Annotated in this window: 19 protein-coding genes; 8 read left to right on the forward strand and 11 right to left on the reverse strand. The window is 43.0% G+C overall.

What is annotated here, in order from left to right; genetic code table 11:
- Positions 1-62 precede the first annotated feature (62 nt).
- Entirely contained in the window at positions 63-1,031 is a 969-nt protein-coding gene (locus tag KS2013_RS07790; protein WP_169816864.1) for an ABC transporter substrate-binding protein, read from the forward strand.
- Positions 1,028-3,880 (forward strand): two-component sensor histidine kinase BarA, encoded by a 2,853-nt coding sequence (barA, locus tag KS2013_RS07795; protein WP_068992149.1) that lies wholly within the window; start codon positions 1,028-1,030, stop codon positions 3,878-3,880. Before KS2013_RS07790 ends, barA begins: the two co-directional genes overlap by 4 nt.
- Here the strand turns inward: barA and mtaB are convergent.
- Together mtaB and KS2013_RS07805 are read right to left on the reverse strand one after the other, a co-directional pair.
- The gene (gene mtaB, locus KS2013_RS07800; RefSeq protein ID WP_068992152.1) at positions 3,877-5,223 is read right to left on the reverse strand and encodes a tRNA (N(6)-L-threonylcarbamoyladenosine(37)-C(2))-methylthiotransferase MtaB; all 1,347 of its coding nucleotides are present in this window, start codon (positions 5,221-5,223) and stop codon (positions 3,877-3,879) included. The genes barA and mtaB overlap by 4 nt on opposite strands.
- 184 nt (positions 5,224-5,407) lie before the next feature.
- Complete coding sequence (locus KS2013_RS07805) at positions 5,408-6,280, reverse strand: mechanosensitive ion channel family protein (protein WP_211267757.1); 873 nt, start codon at positions 6,278-6,280, stop codon at positions 5,408-5,410.
- A 183-nt stretch (positions 6,281-6,463) separates the two neighbouring features.
- Here KS2013_RS07805 and KS2013_RS07810 point away from each other — a divergent pair, with 183 nt between their 5' ends.
- A complete protein-coding gene (locus KS2013_RS07810; RefSeq protein ID WP_068992158.1) occupies positions 6,464-6,877 on the forward strand; it encodes a hypothetical protein in 414 nt (137 codons plus the stop codon).
- Between the two features lie 9 nt (positions 6,878-6,886).
- Here the strand turns inward: KS2013_RS07810 and recJ are convergent, their stop codons facing one another.
- Entirely contained in the window at positions 6,887-8,590 is a 1,704-nt protein-coding gene (recJ, locus tag KS2013_RS07815; protein WP_068994481.1) for a single-stranded-DNA-specific exonuclease RecJ, read from the reverse strand.
- Positions 8,591-8,689: 99 nt separating this feature from the next.
- Here recJ and KS2013_RS07820 point away from each other — a divergent pair, with 99 nt between their 5' ends.
- Positions 8,690-9,058: an Mth938-like domain-containing protein gene (locus tag KS2013_RS07820; RefSeq protein WP_068992161.1), complete on the forward strand. Its 369-nt coding sequence runs from the start codon at positions 8,690-8,692 to the stop codon at positions 9,056-9,058.
- Between the two features lie 5 nt (positions 9,059-9,063).
- Here the strand turns inward: KS2013_RS07820 and KS2013_RS07825 are convergent, their stop codons facing one another.
- Both KS2013_RS07825 and xerD read right to left on the reverse strand, forming a co-directional pair.
- Entirely contained in the window at positions 9,064-9,912 is an 849-nt protein-coding gene (locus KS2013_RS07825; RefSeq protein WP_228703652.1) for a thioredoxin fold domain-containing protein, read from the reverse strand.
- 113 nt (positions 9,913-10,025) lie between these two features.
- Entirely contained in the window at positions 10,026-10,913 is an 888-nt protein-coding gene (xerD, locus tag KS2013_RS07830; protein WP_071890158.1) for a site-specific tyrosine recombinase XerD, read from the reverse strand.
- Positions 10,914-11,033: 120 nt separating this feature from the next.
- Here xerD and KS2013_RS07835 point away from each other — a divergent pair, with 120 nt between their 5' ends.
- A complete protein-coding gene (locus KS2013_RS07835; protein WP_068992164.1) occupies positions 11,034-11,672 on the forward strand; it encodes a hypothetical protein in 639 nt (212 codons plus the stop codon).
- 63 nt (positions 11,673-11,735) lie between these two features.
- Here the strand turns inward: KS2013_RS07835 and rplS are convergent, their stop codons facing one another.
- From rplS to rpsP, 4 genes are read right to left on the reverse strand one after another with little or no spacing between them, the layout of a single operon-like run.
- Positions 11,736-12,092 (reverse strand): 50S ribosomal protein L19, encoded by a 357-nt coding sequence (gene rplS / locus KS2013_RS07840; RefSeq protein ID WP_068992166.1) that lies wholly within the window; start codon positions 12,090-12,092, stop codon positions 11,736-11,738.
- Between the two features lie 56 nt (positions 12,093-12,148).
- Positions 12,149-12,910 carry a tRNA (guanosine(37)-N1)-methyltransferase TrmD gene (gene trmD, locus KS2013_RS07845; RefSeq protein ID WP_068992168.1) on the reverse strand — a complete coding sequence of 254 codons (762 nt, stop codon included), beginning with the start codon at positions 12,908-12,910 and terminating at the stop codon, positions 12,149-12,151.
- A gap of 19 nt (positions 12,911-12,929) precedes the next feature.
- The gene (rimM, locus tag KS2013_RS07850) at positions 12,930-13,445 is read right to left on the reverse strand and encodes a ribosome maturation factor RimM (RefSeq protein ID WP_068992170.1); all 516 of its coding nucleotides are present in this window, start codon (positions 13,443-13,445) and stop codon (positions 12,930-12,932) included.
- Between the two features lie 31 nt (positions 13,446-13,476).
- On the reverse strand, positions 13,477-13,725 hold the full coding sequence (gene rpsP, locus KS2013_RS07855; RefSeq protein ID WP_068992171.1) for a 30S ribosomal protein S16: 249 nt from the start codon (positions 13,723-13,725) through the stop codon (positions 13,477-13,479).
- Positions 13,726-14,072: 347 nt separating this feature from the next.
- Here rpsP and KS2013_RS07860 point away from each other — a divergent pair, with 347 nt between their 5' ends.
- A complete protein-coding gene (locus tag KS2013_RS07860) occupies positions 14,073-14,762 on the forward strand; it encodes an SEL1-like repeat protein (protein WP_068992174.1) in 690 nt (229 codons plus the stop codon).
- Between the two features lie 122 nt (positions 14,763-14,884).
- Here KS2013_RS07860 and KS2013_RS07865 read toward each other — a convergent pair whose 3' ends face one another.
- Together KS2013_RS07865 and ffh are read right to left on the reverse strand one after the other, a co-directional pair.
- Complete coding sequence (locus KS2013_RS07865) at positions 14,885-15,310, reverse strand: hypothetical protein (RefSeq protein ID WP_068992176.1); 426 nt, start codon at positions 15,308-15,310, stop codon at positions 14,885-14,887.
- A gap of 65 nt (positions 15,311-15,375) precedes the next feature.
- Positions 15,376-16,767, reverse strand: coding sequence for a signal recognition particle protein (gene ffh / locus KS2013_RS07870; protein ID WP_068992178.1), 1,392 nt, complete (start codon positions 16,765-16,767; stop codon positions 15,376-15,378).
- Between the two features lie 384 nt (positions 16,768-17,151).
- Between ffh and ccsA the strand changes: the two genes are divergently transcribed.
- Positions 17,152-17,946, forward strand: a complete 795-nt coding sequence (ccsA, locus tag KS2013_RS07875) for a cytochrome c biogenesis protein CcsA (RefSeq protein ID WP_068992180.1) — start codon at positions 17,152-17,154, stop codon at positions 17,944-17,946.
- A 19-nt stretch (positions 17,947-17,965) separates the two neighbouring features.
- Entirely contained in the window at positions 17,966-19,246 is a 1,281-nt protein-coding gene (locus KS2013_RS07880) for an HlyC/CorC family transporter (RefSeq protein ID WP_068992182.1), read from the forward strand.
- Positions 19,247-19,251 lie beyond the last annotated feature (5 nt).

Below are 19,251 nucleotides of genomic sequence, written 5' to 3' on the forward strand. Positions count from 1 at the left end.
CAAAAAGCTTGGAGAATTCCGACTTGAGTTCTTTTCGTTCCTCATTACTGTTTATGATTTTCATGTCTCTTGTAGTTCTTGGTAGTAGTCAGCTTACCAACTCCACAGAAGCAGCTGAACCACTGAAACTAAAAACAGTTAAGGTAAATATTCTCAGTGCCTTTTCGACGCCTCAGGAGCGTGAGCTTTTATATTCATTCAAACGGACATTGCTTAATAATTATTCCATTTCTGTTGACGAAAACCTGATTTTTTGGGAACGTCAATCAAACTGGCAACAGCAACTGGAAGGTAATCAGCCTGATCTGATCATCGTCATTGGCAGTCGCTCCTACCAAAAAGTCGCCTCATTAGAGCTAAACACACCGATGTTGGCTCTCATGTTGAATAAATCACAATTTGAGAACCTGAAAGAAAAGCCAAAAGATAATGTGTACGCTATCACTCACTCACAGCCGATAGTACGATTTATTCAACTAGCTAAAAGTCTCAATGCCTACCAGGCTCAAGTTGGCAGCTTCATATCCCCTAAGACCAAAAATAATATTCAGCAATTCAGTAAACTGGCCAGCTTTTACAATTTAAGTTACCGGCCCATTATGGTTGATCCAAAGCTCACGGGCCGAGACGCATTGAAACAGTTAGAAAACTGCTGTTCCGTCATGATAATGGAAAGCGATTGTGTGTTCAGACCCGGAAAAGTTAGAAAATCCATTCTTATCAATGCTTATAGACAGCGCATGGTAGTTATTGCTCACTCAGAAAGTGTACTAAAAGAAGGAGCAATGCTAACATTAAGCACCCGACCACATGATATAGGCGAGCAGGCAGCAAAGCTTTACCAGCAATTGCTCAGTGATGAGCTACAGGAGCCCTACCAGTTTCCTGATAGCTTTGCTATCAGCATTAACCGCAAAGTTGCTCGCTTACTGGGTTATGAAGAACTAACGGTGGGTCGTCTTATGCAAAAAGTCGAAGCATTACAATATATACATCACATGATGATTAACAGGAATAATCAAACACCATGAGAAACTGGGGAATCAGTCGCCGTATCCTGACATTGGCTCTTACGCCAACTTTGTTAGTCTGTTTATTATTGGGTTCATTTTTTATCAATAACCACATACAGGATAGCGAAGACTCCCTGATTTCCCGAGGTAAAACCATTGCCACTCACTTAGCCCTGGCCAGTGAGTACGGCATCATCACACTAGACAATAAGACCTTGCAAGAAATGGCTCAGGCTGCCAGAGATAACGACAAAGAGTTGCTGGCAGTTGCTATTTTCGATCAGAATAATCGTGTCCTGACCTCAGTTGGCGCTGCTGAATATCTCTCTCAGCTTCACATGGATAGTCCCCAGGATTTGGCTCAAATTGGGGTCCAGAGCAATTTAATGCGTTTTGCTCGTATGGAAGAAAACACCAACGGAATGTTATTCCATGCCCCTATTCTCTCGAAATTTCCAGAAGACCATGAATCCTGGCGTACCAATGTCAAAAGCAACACTGAAATTCTGGGATATGTATCCGTATTGATGTCGCAGGACTTTTCAATGCTGAGCCGATACAGCACGATTATCACCACAATTATCATAAGCCTAATTGGTCTTATGATCGGTGGCTTCCTCGCACGCCGTATGTCGGCCAGCGTAACGGATCCCATCGTCAGTATGGCTAAAGGGGTTGATAAAATTAAAGACGGGAAGCTGGATACTCGCATCAGCTCGGACGCCAGTGCTGAACTGAAAACTCTACAAGATGGCATCAACCTGATGGCTGAAAGCATGGAACACAATCAGGAAGAAATGCAGCAAGCCGTCGATCAGGCTACAGAAGATTTAAGAGAAACCCTTGAAACCCTCGAAGTTAACAACCTAGAACTTGATATTGCCCGTCGGCAGGCAATCGAAGCAAGCCGTATTAAAACCGAATTCCTGGCTAATATGAGTCATGAAATCAGGACCCCGATGAACGGTGTCATAGGTTTCACTGATCTGCTGCTAAAGACAGAGCTAAACAACAAGCAGAAAGATTTCCTGTTTGATATCAAACGCTCTGCATCCGGTCTGTTATCAATCATTGACGATATTCTGGATTACTCAAAAATTGAAGCCGGTAAAATGTCATTTGAGCGTTATCCTTTCGATTTACGCGAGTGTGTTGATGATGTCTTCAAGATTCTTGGCCCTAACGCATCAGAAAAGGGTATTGAACTGGTTTCATTAATCTACTCCGATGTACCGAAAGCGTTGCTTGGTGATCCTATTCGTATCAAGCAGATCATCACTAACCTGCTAAACAATGCGGTGAAGTTCACAAAATCAGGTAGTGTCGAGCTTTACGCTGAAGTTGAATCAGAAGGCAAGAAAGGACTGAAACTCAAAATACAGGTTAAAGATTCAGGCATTGGTTTAACCGAAGAGCAGCAAAACAACCTGTTTAAAGCCTTCAGTCAGGCTGATAGCACTACCACCCGTGAGTTTGGTGGTACAGGCCTTGGGCTCGTTATCTCTAAGTCTCTGGTCGAAAAAATGGGCGGCAATATTGGTGTCGAAAGCTCTGAGGGAGAAGGCTCCACTTTCTGGTTCACATTACAGTGTGAACGGGCTGAGTCACTTCCTGAGGATGGCCTGACCGGTGAGTTCCTGGCCTCTAAGTCAGTACTTATATTCGACCCCCACCCAGCAACTCGACTCTCCTTAACGCAGATGCTGGAAGACTGGCAAATGCAAGTCCGTAGTTTTGAGAAGATTGATGATCTAATGACTGAGGTCGATCTCTATGCACAAAGCGGCAAAAATGTTGACTTAATTATTATTGGTGGTCAGCGATTCAGGCGTCGAATTCAGCGTATCGAATATATTTGTAACAAAGTGAATAGTCAGCTTGGATGCCCTGTGATTACCTTCAGTACGTCTTCTGACGTTGACTTCTTAGAGCGCTTATCGGCACTGGGTGTAGCACGGGCTATGGAAAAACCCATAACCTATCGAGCTCTTTATAATTCACTCATTGAACTGTTACGCTCGAATAAAACCACCCGACCCAAAGCAAAAGATGCACCCGTTACCCATTCAAAAGCCAACGAATTAAAAGGAAGTTATGTTTTAGCCGTTGATGACAACCCTGCGAATTTACGCCTTGTCAGTACGCTCCTGGAGGATTTGAATATCAAAGTAGATACCGCTGACAGTGGCATGCAAGCAGTAGCCTTAAGTAAAGACAAAGTCTATGATGCCATATTGATGGATATTCAGATGCCAGAAATGAACGGACTTGAAGCAACACGAACAATCCGCGCCAATGCAACTAACCAAAGCACACCAGTTATAGCGTTAACCGCACATGCTATGGTCAACGAACGCGAGAAGCTTCTTGACTCGGGTATGGACGATTATATGACAAAACCTGTTTCTGAGCAGGATTTGATTAATGTGCTTTTAAAATGGACTCAGTCAGATAGCACGCTAACAACGACACAAGAACAGGCAGAACTTGCCAGTGAAGATACAGAAGAAACCCTCGACTGGGACCTGAGTCTGAAACTGGCTAATGATAAAGAAGACTTAGCCAGGGATATGCTGAAGATGATGGTTGAATCTAACCATGAAACAGGTCGCGTTATTCATGCATGCTACCAGGCACAAAATTTTGACGAATTATTGCAACATATCCATAAGCTGCATGGGGCTAGCTGTTATGTTGGAACCCCACGCCTGAAGCGTTTAAGTAATCAGTACGAAAGTAAACTCAAGAAACAGCAGTATAACCTGCTTGAGGATCTCCATCAGGAGCTAATTGAAGAGCTGAAGGCTATCAATGAAGCTGCCCAGCCTTACCTAGAAGGCGTCAGCAGCTCCGCTGAAACAGATTAAAGCTGAGTAATCTTAATTGAGTTGGGATGGCTGGAAGACGAAGGAATATCTTCAACTATATCGCCCATTAATATTCCTTGCTCTTCATCAACAGAAACCAGCTTTGTTTTAAGTATGAGACGTTCAGGGCTCAAACCTAATGGTACGTCTACAGCAACCTTGTGGTAATTGGGTGTATAACCATAAAAGCGCTGTGTGTCTTCACTCACCTGTTGATTAGAGCTTTCCCAAAGTACTTCGACAGTCTGGCCGACCTGGGAAGCGAGCTCTTCTGCTTTTAATATTGCTGCTAACTCATGTAACCGGCGACTACGCTCTTTTTTGACTTCTTTAGTAATTTTATTAGGTAAGCGAGCGGCTTTAGTCCCCTCACGATCCGAGTAGGTGAAAATATGGATATGACCAAAACCAACCTTCTCGATATATTCCATGGTTTGCTCAAACTCTTCATCAGTTTCACCTGGAAAGCCAACAATCACATCTGTTGTCACATTAAATCCAGGTACCTGAGTTCTAGCCTCATTGACCAAAGCCTCGAAGTCCTCGGTACGACAACGACGTGACATACGACGAAGTACGCTATCAGCACCGCTCTGTATGGGCAAATGCATATGCGCCATCAGTCGAGGGTTGGCAAATAATTCAAAGAAATTATCACCAAGATCCCATGGTTCAACTGAAGCAAATCGGATGCGGGGCATATCCGTTCTGTCGAGCACATTTTGCACCAGCTCATACAGACTAGAATCTATATCAGAACCATAACCACCGACATGAACACCTGCCAGGACTATTTCTTGTATACCCCCTTCATGGAGCTGATTGATCTCCTCAATAAGATTGTCGATGGTACGGCTTTTTTCTTCACCACGGGCAACTGTTACAATGCAATAAGTACATCTATAGCGGCAGCCATCCTGAATTTTAATAAATGCTCGCTCGCGATTACGGGCAAACAGAGCACTTTCACCAGGTTCTGTAGCAAATTCGGGCATTACCGGCATATCCAGCACGTCTTTGACTTTATCCACCAAAACATCTTTGTCGGAATTATCAACAACCAGGTCAACACCCATAATCTGTTCAAGCTTTTCAGGCTCTAGCGAGGCATAACACCCCGTTACCACCATACGAGCCTCAGGGTTGCTACGATGAAAACGACGAACTGTCTGACGGGATTTACGCGCAGCTTCTGCGGTTACTGCGCAGGTATTAAGCACAATAAGATCTGCCACCTCAGGCGTTGCAGCAAGCGAATAACCAACTTTTTGAAATGATGTTGCCCAGTTTTGCAACTCAGCTTCATTCAAACGGCAACCTAAAGCACTTAAATGTACTTGCATAATACTCTACAGACCTTGGAAATTATCAAAAATTTAGAATCACACTGTGCCCGAAAGCTCAGTAAAAACGGGCGCCAATTGTACAGATATTAAGCATTAGATTCACCTGTTTTCAATGCAAATTTAGTAGTCAGGTAAGAAAAAAGGCGCCCGAAGCGCCTTTTCTGATTAAACAATGGTCATTCTAGGAGGAAGATTCCACTCTATGCAAATGAACATCCGTTTGAGGATATGGGATAGAAATACCATTGGCATCCAAAGCTTTTTTAACCGCTTCCAAGTTATCGAAGTAAACGCCCCAGTAGTCCCCGCTATCAACCCATACACGAACGGTAAAGTTGACCGAACTATCAGCTAGTTCTTTAAGAGCGATAAATGGTTCCGGATCTTTATGGACACGCTCATCGGCGGTAATGATGTCCATGATAACTTTCTTAGCCTGATCGATGTCATCGTCGTATCCAATGCCAAATAGGAAATCAACACGACGTGTCGCCTCCATGCTGTAGTTAATCATAGAGTCTTTAGAGATTGGCGCATTTGGGATGATAATTATTTTGTTATCCGGAGTTTTCAAAATGGTGTTAAAGATTTGAATTTCCTTCACGGTACCAGCATGTCCCTGAGCTTCAATGTAATCACCCACCTTATATGGACGGAAGATGAGTAGCATAACGCCACCAGCAAAGTTTTGTAACGTTCCTGATAAAGCCATACCAACGGCCAAGCCTGCAGCACCAAGTAAGGCAACAAAGGTGGTCATCTGAACACCCATGGTACTGATGACGGTTATTAATAATATGATTTTTAATAATATACCCGTAAAGCTCAGTAAGAATTTTTCTAATGTCGTATCAAAATCTCTAGCCTTAAATATTTTTTTCATGCCACCTAGAAGGACTCTAATCAAGATCCAACCGATTACTAAAATGACAATGGCGACAGCTAATTTTGGCAAATAAATTTTGGCATATTCCATCGCTGTAGCAGCCCAGCTAGAAACCTGTTCTGTGCTGATCCCTGCTGACTCAGCTATTTTTGCAGCTGTTGTTGACATTATTTGATCCCCTTATTAATAGAGTTAACTACAAAGGTATTGTAGACACACCTTTGTTGCGTAACAAGTTTAAGTGTGTAACTGCATGTTCTTTTTACAAATTTTAACGACAACTTTATGCATTTCTGTTAACTTACCAGAATATTTGAACAAATTTCAGTCAATATCCTTGATGGAGGAAATATGAATCAACTGAAACGCAGTGTCGTGCTGGCTTTTGTCGTAACGTTAATGACGGGATGCGCCAGTATTCAGCCAGCGGAGGTTGATACAAAGCTAACGGCCTGGAAAGGAGCTAATATAGACGCTGTAATCCAGACTTGGGGCGTGCCTACCGCTGACAGAGAAATAAACGGAAAAAAATATGCCGAGTGGAATACTCGGGAGATAAAAAATCAGCCCTCTTTTAATATTGGGGTTGGCGGCTTCGGTGGTAACTTCTTCGGTAGCGTAGGAACAAGACTCTTTGGTGGGAAAAAGGAGCTATATTGCACCGTTCAAGTTGGCTACAACCAAGAGGGGATTGTCACACAAACTAATTGGACTGGAGATCCGGGCGCTTGTGATGCAGCCATTCCTGAGCGAACTGATTCTTAGTAGAATTGCTTAAACTGCCTCGAGGTGAGAGATAATCAACTGTAGTTCAGGCTGATAATAATCATTAATATCGGGGCGGAAAACTGCTCGAATGGCATCTACCGGTTCTTCCCATTTTTGTGGCTCAATCCTGAAAGCAATAGCAGAGATTGGTAGAGGGCACCCTTCTTTTCGCAGGGTCAGCTTCAGATGGTTTTCACCTACAATTCGCTTATTTAATACTTCAAACTCATCATCAAAGGCTGGTTCCACAAAACCCTGACCAAATGGCCCTGACTGAGCTAGTAACTGTGCATGCTCCAGGCTATATTCATCAACACTTAGGGCACCATCAGTTTCAATAACATCCTGTAGGGTATTACTCCCCAAAACTGTTCTAACCGCCTCCTCGAAAGCAGCTTTGAACTCGGAGAACTTTTGTTTTTCGATAGAAAGACCAGCAGCCATGGCATGTCCACCAAACTTTTCAATCAGATTCGGGTTTCTCGCATCTACTAATGCTAAAGCATCTCTTATATGTACCTCCTTAACTGAGCGACCCGAGCCTTTAATAAAAGTATCGTCGGCATTAGCAAAAACAATACATGGCCTATAGCTCCGTTCTTTCAGTCTCGAAGCAACCAAACCAACGACGCCTTGATGCCAGTGAGGTTCATAAAGACACAACGAAAAACTATCATCTTCGGTAAAGTCCATACTATCTAGTTGAGACAGGGCTTCATCTTGCATTTCCTGCTCAACCTGCTGACGATCAGAATTTAGGGTATGTAAGACCTGAGCTAGCTCTTTGGCATTTGAAGCTGTCTCTGCCAGCAAACACTCAATTCCTAATCCCATATCATCCAGTCGACCTGCCGCGTTTAGCCTAGGACCTACGGCAAAGCCGAGATCGCTTGACTTTATTTTGACCGGGTCTCGCTTAGCCATTCTTAACAATTCAACGATACCAGGACGGCATTTCATCGCTCGAATAAGCTTTAGACCATGATGGACAAGAATACGGTTATTTTTATCCAATGGAACCACGTCAGCTACTGTTCCCAAGGCAACTAAATCCAGATAACGGGCTAGATTAATGAGTTTTCTGCCCTCTTTTTCAAACCATCCCTCATCCCTCAAAAAAGCCCTAAAGGCAAGTAGCACATAAAATATAACGCCTACGCCAGCCAAGTTCTTACTAGGGAACTCATCTCCAGGTTGATTTGGATTAACTATTGCGTCAGCTTTTGGCAACTCATCACCGGCCAGGTGATGGTCTGTCACCAGCACTTTGATTCCGGCTTCTTTTGCTGCTCGAACACCAGCAATACTCGAAATGCCGTTATCGACCGTAATAATTAAGTCAGGCTTCATCTCTTTAGCCACTTCTACAAGCTCAGGAGATAGCCCATAACCATAATCAAACCGGTTTGGGACTAAATAATCGACATCCATTCCAAGCTCGCTTAATACCAGTTTGGCAAGCGCACTACTGGTTGCGCCATCGGCATCGAAGTCACCAACAATCAGTATGGATTCATTATTCTTTAGGCTTTGCCACAATAGAGAGACAGCTGTATCAATATCCTTCAGGCTGTGAAAGGACTCCAGCTCTGAAAGCTCGTAAGATAGCTCGTCCTTAGATGTTACACCTCGGTTTGCATAAATACGGTTTAACAAATCTGAATCGGTTAAAGGTAATACTTCAGGAGCTTCTCTACGACGTATCTTCAATGGCATATAATGATTAATAATTTACACTCAAAGTTGGAGTTCGTTATACTGGAATTTGCTTAAGGCTGCAAAGTCTTCAACCAAACTTTTGAAAAGCTTATGGATATTACGCTCGACAAATCTTCAGGTCATTATCAAATAAAATCCTATCACCAAGGTAAAATTACTATCAATGATGAGCAGTATCAGAAGCCTGTCCTGGTCAGTCTAGACACTCTTTCAGTCGATAAGCTGCCCCAGTCCATAGATAACTTCGACGAAGCCTTATTGAAGCGTCTGGATATAAAACAGTATGAAGCGGTTTTGGTCGGAACAGGTAAATCTATGCAGATGCTTTCATGGGAAGTGATAGAGGCGGCACAGATGTTAGGTGCACCCCTGGAAGTCATGTCCACAGGTGCTGCCTGCCGTACCTTCACTGTTTTGGCCAGTGAAGGTCGACAAGTACTGGCTATTCTGTACCCCTGAGAAGGTTATTTAGTTGCAATCTCTTTAGTGTCTGCTTTGGGTCCAAAGAGCTTGTCGAGACGCTCTCTCAAAATCTCAGCCTGCAGATAACCTCCAATCAAGTCACCATTTTCAAGAATAATACCCGGAGTACCATTTAGGCCAAATTTTCTGACCAAAGCCATATGCTCTCTGAAAGGAGTTTTGCAATTGCCTGTACGGTACTTGTGCTGCACTTTTGCTTCCGTCATGGCTGTTTGTTGATCGGCTGCACACCAGATACCACGCAATTTTTCCGCAGATTTGGAGGTCAAGCCTGCTCTAGGGAATGCCAGATAACGGAGTGTAATGCCTCTATCCAGATACTCCTGACGTTCGCGGTGCATTTTCTGACAATAGCCACAGTCAACGTCAGTGAAAATTGTTATGACATGTTTTTCATTAGGAGCTTGATAAACCACCATATCTTCTTCGTCCAGAGCATTGATCTCAGCTTTGCGCATAGGTGATTCTAATTTTTGAATTTCTGCAACACGCTCTGAAGTGACATTACGCACTTTTGGAGTGGAAATATCCAGCATTTGTCCTTTGATAAGGTACTTACCATTATCAGACACATAATATAAATCGCCCTGAAGCATGAAGGAATACAGGCCCTCAATATCAGACATGGTTACATGTTGGACTTGCGCCGATGGGAATCTTTCCTGCAAGAGCTGCTGCATCTGCTCTTGGTTTAAAGCAGCTTGTTGCTCAGACTCATCATTTTTCATTAGGCTTGCGGCTTGAGTTCCAGCCACAAACAATGAGCTTATGACACTTAAAAGTATATATTTAGTCAATGTTTGCATAGCACCGTATTTTATCAGAATCATTCATTGAGTTAGCAGTTCCACTAGCGATTAACGAACTGCTTCCATTCCATAACACTTATTCTAGACGCGCAAACTCACAAAAAGTAAGTTGATTTACAAAGTTTTACAAGCAGTCAGCCCCTAGGATGGTGCTCACTATGTAACTGTTTCAGGCGCTCTCTTGCCACATAGGTATAGATTTGAGTGGTCGATAAATCGCTATGGCCTAAAAGCATCTGTAATGTCCTTAAGTCTGCACCATGGTTCAGTAAATGAGTGGCGAATGCGTGGCGCAAGGTGTGCGGGGACAAATGTGTGCGGATACCCGCGTTTTTTGCATAATGCTTTATTCGATACCAGAAGGTTTGCCGCGTCATTATGCTTCCTCTGGTACTGAGAAATAGCCAGTCGTTTGGTGCGTTTGAAGCAAGCTCTGGACGTCCGTATTTTAAGTAAGCCCGCACAGCAGATAAAGCCTCCTCACCAATTGGAACCAATCGCTCTTTATTACCCTTGCCTATAACCCTCATCACTCCCTGAATAAAACCAATTTGATTAACTTCCATACTAATTAACTCGGTAATACGTAAACCACTGCTATAGAGCAGTTCAAGCATTGCCTTATCCCGAAGTCCAATGGGTGTATCCAGCTCAGGTTGAGCAAGGAGTAACTCGACATCTTTCTCACTTAATGTTTTTGGTACTGGCGGTTGTACCTTAGGAGTTTCTATCTGTTGTGTTGGATCAATCTTAATCTGGTTGGTTTGAAGGAGATATTGATAAAATTTACGCGCAGATGACAAAAACCGAGCAGTTGAGCGACTACTGTAGTTTTTTTTGTAACGATAAGCCATATAGCTCTGTAAAGTTGATAAATCACAACTTTCCAGAGAAGAGCTCCCCTTATCAAGCCACTTTGCAAATAGCTTTAAGTCACTGCGATAACTAGATAAAGTGGCATCAGAGAGTCCCTGCTCCATCCATACATGATCACAAAAACGTTCGATTAATGCCGAATTCACTCAAAACCCCATCTTTTTAAGGTTATTTTTTAAACAGTTCACACCCAGTGCTTATAAAGCATTTTCTATACTGATATTATCACAGGTGGATTTTAGGACTGAATTAAAAAGGAGTTTATTATGAAGTTACCTATTATTTCATCTATTGTTTTATTCTCAGTGGCACCAACTGCATTTTCAGCACCAGGAACCCCGCCAGGCCAACCATTTCAGGGAGTGGTAGAAGAAATCACTGAAGAAATAGAGCAGGTTAAAGATCAAATAAACGATTTAGAGACAGATTTGGGCTCTCTTCAGGGTGATGTGGACGATATAGCCAATGATGTTTCGAGTCTAAGCAATACCTTAGAGGTTCAGGTCGTTGTTCATACCGATGCATGCGCCTCAGTACCAGTGCAATGCGGTGCTGATGCTGCCGATGAGCATACTTATGAAGCTGCCTCTTCATCAAACCACAACCCATTCCCAATACGTATTTTGGTGAGCAAGAATGGCTCACCGGTATCCGGCTTAAGTGCAAGCCAGTTCGACTATAACAACTCATTTGTTCCAGCTGGGGGAACCTCTTCCAGTAAATGTGATGTTGAGTGTGGTCCTAGTTGGTTCCAGGATGCGGGTCATGGTGTTTACAGTGTATACGTGGACCGTTCTTCAAATGATGGTGAGAATTGGGATGCCGGTAATTATGCTGGGATGGTTAAAGTTACGGATACTGATGGTGCCAATGGTTCGGCCCTAGTCAGCTTTTCCTTAGAATAATCACACCAGCCAATAACAAAAAAGCAGCCCGAAGGCTGCTTTTTTGTTATTCGTAAGAAAAACTTACTTTTTAACGTCAAGTCTTTCTTTAATACGTGCAGATTTACCGCTACGCTCACGTAAGTAGTAGATTTTCGCTTTACGAACATCACCACGACGCTTAACGTTGATGCTATCAACTAGTGGGCTGTAAGTCTGGAAAGTACGCTCAACGCCAACACCAGAAGAAATTTTACGAACAGTAAAAGCAGAGTTTAAACCACGGTTACGCTTAGCAATTACTACGCCCTCAAAGGCCTGTAGACGCTCACGGTTACCCTCTTTTACTTTAACTTGGACAACGACTGTGTCACCCGCACCAAACTCAGGTACGTCTTTATTCATTTGTTCAGCTTCTAGCTGTTGGATGATGTTACTCATGGCTGTTTGCTCCTCATTTGAGCGTTTGCTCTGTCAAAATTAATCGTTGAGAAGAGTTAGCTTTTTGCAGTGTACTCTTCAATAAATTCTTGCAAGAGTTGTTTTTGCTCATCATTTAAATCTATGTGCTCCAACAAATCTTTGCGTCTTAGCCAGGTTCTCCCCAGAGATTGCTTCAGCCTCCAGCGACGAATTTTCTCGTGGTCGCCAGTTAGCAATATGGGCGGGACCTGCTGACCTTCGTAAACCTCAGGTCTTGTATAATGCGGGTGGTCCAGTAAACCTTCCGCAAACGAGTCTTGCTCGGCTGAATCTTGATGACCCAAAACACCAGGCAAGGTTCTTACTACTGAATCCATCACAGCCATAGCTGCGATTTCTCCGCCGCTTAAAACAAAATCTCCGAGCGATACTTCCAAGTCAATTTCAGACTCTATAACCCGCTCATCAATGCCTTCATAGCGGCCGGCAAGCAAAAGCAGATTCTGCTTTTGTGCCAATTTTTTAACCAGCTGATGGTCTAAACGCTGCCCTTGAGGTGATAAATACACCTTGTAGACCGGCTGAGTATCATCGCTGATTGCCATTGAGCTTTCAGCGAACCTTATTGCTTCAGTCAAGGGCGCCGTCATCATCAGCATACCCGGACCACCACCATAAGGCCTGTCATCAACTGTTCGGTGTTTGTCATGGGTAAAATCTCGTGGATTTGTTACCGTGACATTAACCTTCCCTTGCTTCACTGCTCGTCCGACTACACCCTGCTCACAAACCGCATCAAACATCTGCGGAAATAAGCTGATTATGTGGATATTCATTGCCTGAACTCCATCAGTGTTAATAATCAGACTCCCAGTCAACGGTCATAATGCCCGCTTCAAGGTCAACCTTGATGATACTGTAATCTGGTACATAAGGTATTAGAAGCTCTTCACCATCAGGCCGCTTAACCACTAATACATCGTTCGCACCAGTTTCCATCAACTTTTTAATCTGCCCCAGCTGTTCGCCAGCTTGATTAATGACTTTTAAACCCAAAAGGTCACGCCAATAATACTCGCCTTCGCTCAGTGTAGGCAGTTGCGATTGTGCAATCGCGACTTCCGTACCATGGTAGCTTTCTGCAAGGTTTCTATCGTCACAACCTTCCAGCTGGGCCACTAAGGTTTTACCCTGTTCGCGACCGTTTAAGACAGTGACTTCTTTCCACTGCCCGTTAAGCTTGATGTACCACGGCTTGTAGTTAAGTATGTTTTCTTTGGGTGAAGTGTATGAATACACCTTAACCCAGCCTTTAATGCCATAAGCTCCATTTAACTTGCCAACGACTAATGGCTCGAAAGCTTCTGACATGACCGAAAACTATCTTAACCTAATCAATAACTTACTCAGCTGAAGCAGCTTCTTTTACTAATGCTGCTACGCGGTCAGTCATTTGTGCACCTTCACCGATCCAGTGCTGGATACGATCATTGTCTACACGTAGACGCTGTTCGTTACCACGAGCAACAGGGTTAAAGAAACCAACACGCTCAATGAAACGACCGTCGCGACGTGCGCGAATATCAGCAACTACTAAGTGGTAGAAAGGGCGCTTTTTAGAACCACCACGTGCTAAACGGATGCTAACCATACGTTTAAATCCTCTATATTAAATACAAAACACCCCAAAGCCCCCTTCTAAGGCGCTTTTGAGGCTTACAAATTTTTAAGAGCGCGAATTTTACATGAAATCACACCCTTTTGGAAACGGTTTTTGCTAATAAAACCTATATTACAACGTCAGTTGATCCTAACAAATGCTCTTACCAATTCAACAAAACACCATAAAACCAAAACAACAGAGAGCGCCATGGTCAGCCTAACCACTAAAAGCAACTGTAACTCATTGTTTATAAATAACTTATTCTCGAGTTGTCACATTATGCTAAACTAGAGCGTCTAATGTAATGGATGTACTTTAAAGAATAAGGAAATAATATGCTCAAACTAATATTATCTATTTTTATCATTACGTTATCAGCATCGACACTAGCTCAAAGCAAGTCTATCTATATAATTCAAAAAAAAGACCAGGAACTAGCTGATGAGTATTTCAAAAAAGGGAACTATGAAGAGGCCAGGTCCTTATATTTTCAATTAGCAGGTGCGGGTGACAAATATGCCCAATACATCCTTTCTATTATGGAATTACAGGGACTAAATGGTAAGCCCAGTTTAATTAAAGCCTACTCATGGGCAAAGGTGGCCAAAGAAAATAACTCGCCCCAGCTGGTCGCACATTACAAAAAGCTAGCAGCACTTGTCCCTTCTAATCGTGAAGATGAGTTTATTGAGGCTTCCTCTGAGATATACGAAAAATACAGCAACCTTGGCGTTGCAAAAAAGTACTTAAGATACTTAAGGGATGATTTCCCAAAGTGTACAGGTTCTCTTTCCAGAGTGAGCGTATCAGCCTGTGAGCGTATTAGGGTCGTTTGCAACGCAAGTGCTATTCGCCCCTCAATGATTCCTGACTATGCAGGTAACGATAGGTGCTTGGAATTTGTTGCAAAAATTCGGCCGGAAAACCTCAAAAGGATGAAAAAAGATATCAATCAACTTCAGGACTATGTAGAAAAACAGGAGCAAAAAAAGACGAGCGTTATCATTAAGGAAGAAAACAAATAAATATACAGCCTTAATCCTTGTTGTGATTACTATTTATCCAATAATTCACAATTGAAAATGTACAGTTACAAAAAAAGCGGTTAAGTCTCCTTAACCGCTTTAGATACTGACAAGTCTAGCGCTTATTTTGCTGTTTGCGCCTTTTTAGAACACTGTTTCGCCTGTTCAGGATCAATTCCATGCTCAACTGACGCTTTATTAGCACAGTCTTCAACCGCTTTATTCAGGGCATCACGCTCTTCTTTGCTCATGCCTTTTGCAGCCATTAACTTTTGCATGTTAGGGGTAATGCACTTTTCTAGCACATCATCCATCATATTCGTCATGGTTTCTTCACAGCTTGATGCACTCAATTCCATACAAGACAACAGCGCTTCGTTCGAACAGGTTTGTTTAACTTGTTGTTTAGCCTGCTGTTTCATCATTTGAGTCATCATCGCCTGCATATCTTGCTGCGAAGGTTTCTTAGCCGCATCACTCTCAGCTGCGGTTGTCGCCATGGATGCAAGAAACAACGCGCCGGCCGCGAACAATCCAGTTAACTTCATAAAATACTCCAAATAATTAGATTACAAGTCCGGCCGATTCTAACAAAGCAAAATCTGAGTACAACTTATTTCCTGCCAAATGGAGGCATACCTCCCATTCCACCACCAGGAGGTGTCATACCCTGCATACCGCGCATCATTTTCATCATGCCGCCTTTGCCCTTCATCTTTTTCATCATCTTCTGCATCTGATTAAACTGCTTTAACAGACGATTGACATCTTGAATCTGTGTGCCGGAGCCATTGGCGATACGCTTTTTTCGAGAGCCCTTGATTAACTCAGGGCGCGCTCTTTCTTTTGGCGTCATGGAGTTGATCATGGCAATCATGCGGCCGGTAGATTTATCATTCATGACTTTTTGCTTGGCCGCTTCTGGGATCTGCCCCATGCCGGGCAGCTTATCCATAAGGCCAGCCATACCGCCCATATTACTCATTTGAAGAAGTTGTTCGCGGAAGTCATGTAGGTCAAAGCCCTTACCCTTCATGATCTTCTTGGCAACTTTTTCAGCTTTCTTCTTATCGACCTTACGCTCAACCTCTTCAATCAAGCTCAGAACATCCCCCATACCGAGGATGCGGGAGGCGACGCGATCTGGGTGGAATGGCTCCAACTGATCAAGCTTCTCACCCATACCAATGAATTTGATCGGTTTGCCTGTTATCTGGCGGATGGATAAAGCCGCACCACCGCGTGCATCACCATCAGCCTTTGTTAAAATGACACCGGTCAGATCTAAAGCATCATTAAAAGCTTTTGCTGTATTGGCAGCATCCTGACCAGTCATGGAGTCAACGACAAAAAGCGTTTCGGTTGGATTAACAGCTTGTTGTAACTCACTGATTTCACTCATCATAGCTTCATCAACTGCAAGACGACCCGCAGTATCAATGATGATTACGTCCATAAACTGTTTACGAGCTTCTTCTATCGCATCCTTTGCAATATCAACTGGCTTTTGCTCTGTCGTGCTTGGAAAGAAAGTCGCACCAACTTCGCCCGCAACCGTCTCCAGCTGTTTAATCGCTGCTGGGCGATAAACATCAGCACTGGTAACCATGACAGATTTTTTCTCACGGTTTTTCAATAGGTATGACAGTTTACCGGCACTGGTCGTTTTACCCGCGCCCTGTAAGCCCGCCAGCAAGATAACAACAGGTGGCTTGGCGTTAAGCTCAAGCGCGTCATTTTCTGCGCCCATAGCTTTGACCATTTCATCATTAACGATTTTAATGAAAGCCTGGCCAGGATCTAAAGCTTTACCTACTTCGGTACCAACTGCGCGCTCTTTTACTGCGCCAATGAATTCCTTAACCACAGGCAGTGCAACATCAGCCTCCAAAAGTGCCATACGGACTTCACGGAGTGTTTCCTTGATATTGTCTTCACTTATTTTTCCTTTACCTGTCAGGTTCTTTAGCGCACCTGAAAGACGATCACTTAAACTATCAAACATCTGTCTTTTATCTCACTCATTAAGTTCAAGATAGCTGTATTTATGATTATAGACCTGTAGCAAGGTTTGAAAACTAACTCGAAATTTAAAATCTGAATTTTGTAGAGCAATTATACCCGAACAATATCTAATTGCACGATTTCCAAGGCTCTACTGCGAGGTTTGCACACTGATTCCAATCTTACTTCAACAGAATCACCTTCGCACCGCCAGCCCCACCAAATATAATACCTGAGGTCTTAATACCTTTTATATATCCTTTAATTGGGGGTGTGGGCTGATAAACAAGTGTTCGGCACCACTAAATTGTCAACATAATCGCTTGTTAATGAGTTCTTTTCCTCTAAAATAAGCTCTAGAATCAACTCATATCAATAACAAACAGTGACACTTTATTTTCAAGTTTTAACCGGACTGACCTACCTCGGCCTCGCAACATTTCTTGTTGGCCGACTTAAGCATCCGGAGAAACAGGTTCCTGAATGGGGAAAGTGGCTTCCTTTTATACCTGCTGCGAGCCACCTATTCGTGGTTTACTTACTTATTGAAAGAAGTACTCCTGACGGTCAGAATCTGTCACTTCTTAATCTGGTCTCGCTGGTCACATTGATCCTGGTGTTACTCGTTGCTGTGTACCGCTTTAATAGACAAACCCCACACTTAATGCTTTACACAGCGATAATAGCTGGTATTGCCAACCTCCTGACCCTGATACCTGAAGAGCCGAATATCATTAATTTTGATGATAATGTACTGAGCATCATTCATGTATGGCTTGCGGTTATTGGTTTTAGCTTATTTCTAGCGGCAACATTACAAAGTATTCTGGTCTTGATATTACACGATAAGTTGCGTCATAAACCTGGCTCAATTCATCCCCTTCTACCGCCATTACTTGAAATGGAACATTTTCTTTCCGCCCTGGTACTATCGGGCATCATAAGTCTTGGTATAGCTTTTGCTCTAGTCTTTGGTATCCCTGAAACCGTCATAGAGAGCCAGCCACTTCATAAAATCATTCTTTCAGTTTTAGCCTGGTTCAGCTTCTGTACATTTTACATCGGTTATAAGACTTCAAAACTTAGTGGAATTCGGTTTGCAAGACTGTGCATCATTGCGTTTGTCGTTTTAAGTCTTGGATTCATCGGCACCAAACTGGTTACTCAGTTCATACTCTAAATAAGACACGGAGTTAATTTTGGAAACACTGTCGACGGGAGTCCTGTTCTTAATATTGGCATTACTCATTCTGTTATCGAGTTTTTTCTCAAGCTCAGAGACAGGCATGATGTCTCTCAACCGATACCGCTTAAAGCATCGAGCTCGTAGTGGAGACAAAAGTGCAAAAAGAGTCTATGGCATGTTAAAACGTCCAGACAAACTGCTGGGACTGATTTTACTCGGTAACAACATCGTAAACATTCTGGCCTCAGCGATAGCTACCGTTATTGCGATCCGCTTTTGGGGTGAAGGTGGTATTTTCGCCGCGACGCTGATGTTGACCGTTGTTATTTTGATTTTTGCTGAAGTCACCCCGAAAACTTTGGCAGCGCTATATCCTGAAAAGATATCATTCTTCGCTGCTCCTATTCTAAAATTTCTATCCAGTATTTTTCATCCAGCTGTAAAGCTCATTGGTTTTTTAGCAAACGGCTTGTTGAGATTATTTGGTATCAATGCTGACTCAGATCATGAAGATCATCTCAGTCAAGAGGAACTGAGGACAGTTGTAAATGAAGCTGGAGCAATGATTCCCCGTCGTCACCAAAAAATGCTGCTGAGTATCCTTGATCTGGAGACTGTCACCGTCGATGACATCATGGTTCCTCGGAATGAAATTATTGGTATTGATTTAACCGATGACATTGGTTATATCCGCGAACAAATCCGTAATAGTATTCACACACGTTTGCTCGTTTTCAGGAACGAGATAGATGAAGTAGAAGGTTTCCTTCATGCCAGGAACTTTGGTCGGGTTCTTGAAATGGAATCTGACAGCCCGGAAGATATATTGTCTTACCTGGATCCAATCTATTACGTTCCCGAGGGCACACCACTTCATACCCAGCTAATGAAGTTTCAGCGTAAAAGAGATCGGGTAGGGCTTGTAGTTGATGAGTATGGCGATATCGAAGGCTTAGTAGCTTTAGATGATATTTTGGAAGAAATTGTCGGTGACTTTACGACCGAGATGTCCAGCGTAAATCGTGATATTCAAAAAGACGGTGATAATGTTTACCTGATAGATGCAACCGTCACTATTCGTGATTTAAACAAAACATTACATTGGGACTTGCCTACTGAAGGCCCTAAAACCTTAAATGGCCTGATTACCGAATATTTAGAAGCTATTCCTCAATCAGGTACCTGTTTGCGACTCTATGGCTACCCCATAGAAATCCTACAAATTAAAGACAATATCGTTAAAAGCGTACGCGCAATGCCAGAGCTTTATAAGCCACCGGTCGATATTCAATAACACTG

The organism is Kangiella sediminilitoris, from assembly GCF_001708405.1.
GTDB lineage: Bacteria > Pseudomonadota > Gammaproteobacteria > Enterobacterales > Kangiellaceae > Kangiella > Kangiella sediminilitoris.

Coding starts and splice junctions, on each gene's coding strand:
- KS2013_RS07790 (WP_169816864.1), top strand. CDS start 63: ATGTCTCTTGTAGTTCTTGGTAGTAGTCAGCTTACCAACTCCACAGAA.
- barA (WP_068992149.1), top strand. CDS start 1,028: ATGAGAAACTGGGGAATCAGTCGCCGTATCCTGACATTGGCTCTTACG.
- mtaB (WP_068992152.1), bottom strand. CDS start 5,223: ATGCAAGTACATTTAAGTGCTTTAGGTTGCCGTTTGAATGAAGCTGAG.
- KS2013_RS07805 (WP_211267757.1), bottom strand. CDS start 6,280: ATGTCAACAACAGCTGCAAAAATAGCTGAGTCAGCAGGGATCAGCACA.
- KS2013_RS07810 (WP_068992158.1), top strand. CDS start 6,464: ATGAATCAACTGAAACGCAGTGTCGTGCTGGCTTTTGTCGTAACGTTA.
- KS2013_RS07820 (WP_068992161.1), top strand. CDS start 8,690: ATGGATATTACGCTCGACAAATCTTCAGGTCATTATCAAATAAAATCC.
- KS2013_RS07825 (WP_228703652.1), bottom strand. CDS start 9,912: ATGATTCTGATAAAATACGGTGCTATGCAAACATTGACTAAATATATA.
- KS2013_RS07835 (WP_068992164.1), top strand. CDS start 11,034: ATGAAGTTACCTATTATTTCATCTATTGTTTTATTCTCAGTGGCACCA.
- rplS (WP_068992166.1), bottom strand. CDS start 12,092: ATGAGTAACATCATCCAACAGCTAGAAGCTGAACAAATGAATAAAGAC.
- trmD (WP_068992168.1), bottom strand. CDS start 12,910: ATGAATATCCACATAATCAGCTTATTTCCGCAGATGTTTGATGCGGTT.
- rimM (WP_068992170.1), bottom strand. CDS start 13,445: ATGTCAGAAGCTTTCGAGCCATTAGTCGTTGGCAAGTTAAATGGAGCT.
- rpsP (WP_068992171.1), bottom strand. CDS start 13,725: ATGGTTAGCATCCGTTTAGCACGTGGTGGTTCTAAAAAGCGCCCTTTC.
- KS2013_RS07860 (WP_068992174.1), top strand. CDS start 14,073: ATGCTCAAACTAATATTATCTATTTTTATCATTACGTTATCAGCATCG.
- KS2013_RS07865 (WP_068992176.1), bottom strand. CDS start 15,310: ATGAAGTTAACTGGATTGTTCGCGGCCGGCGCGTTGTTTCTTGCATCC.
- ffh (WP_068992178.1), bottom strand. CDS start 16,767: ATGTTTGATAGTTTAAGTGATCGTCTTTCAGGTGCGCTAAAGAACCTG.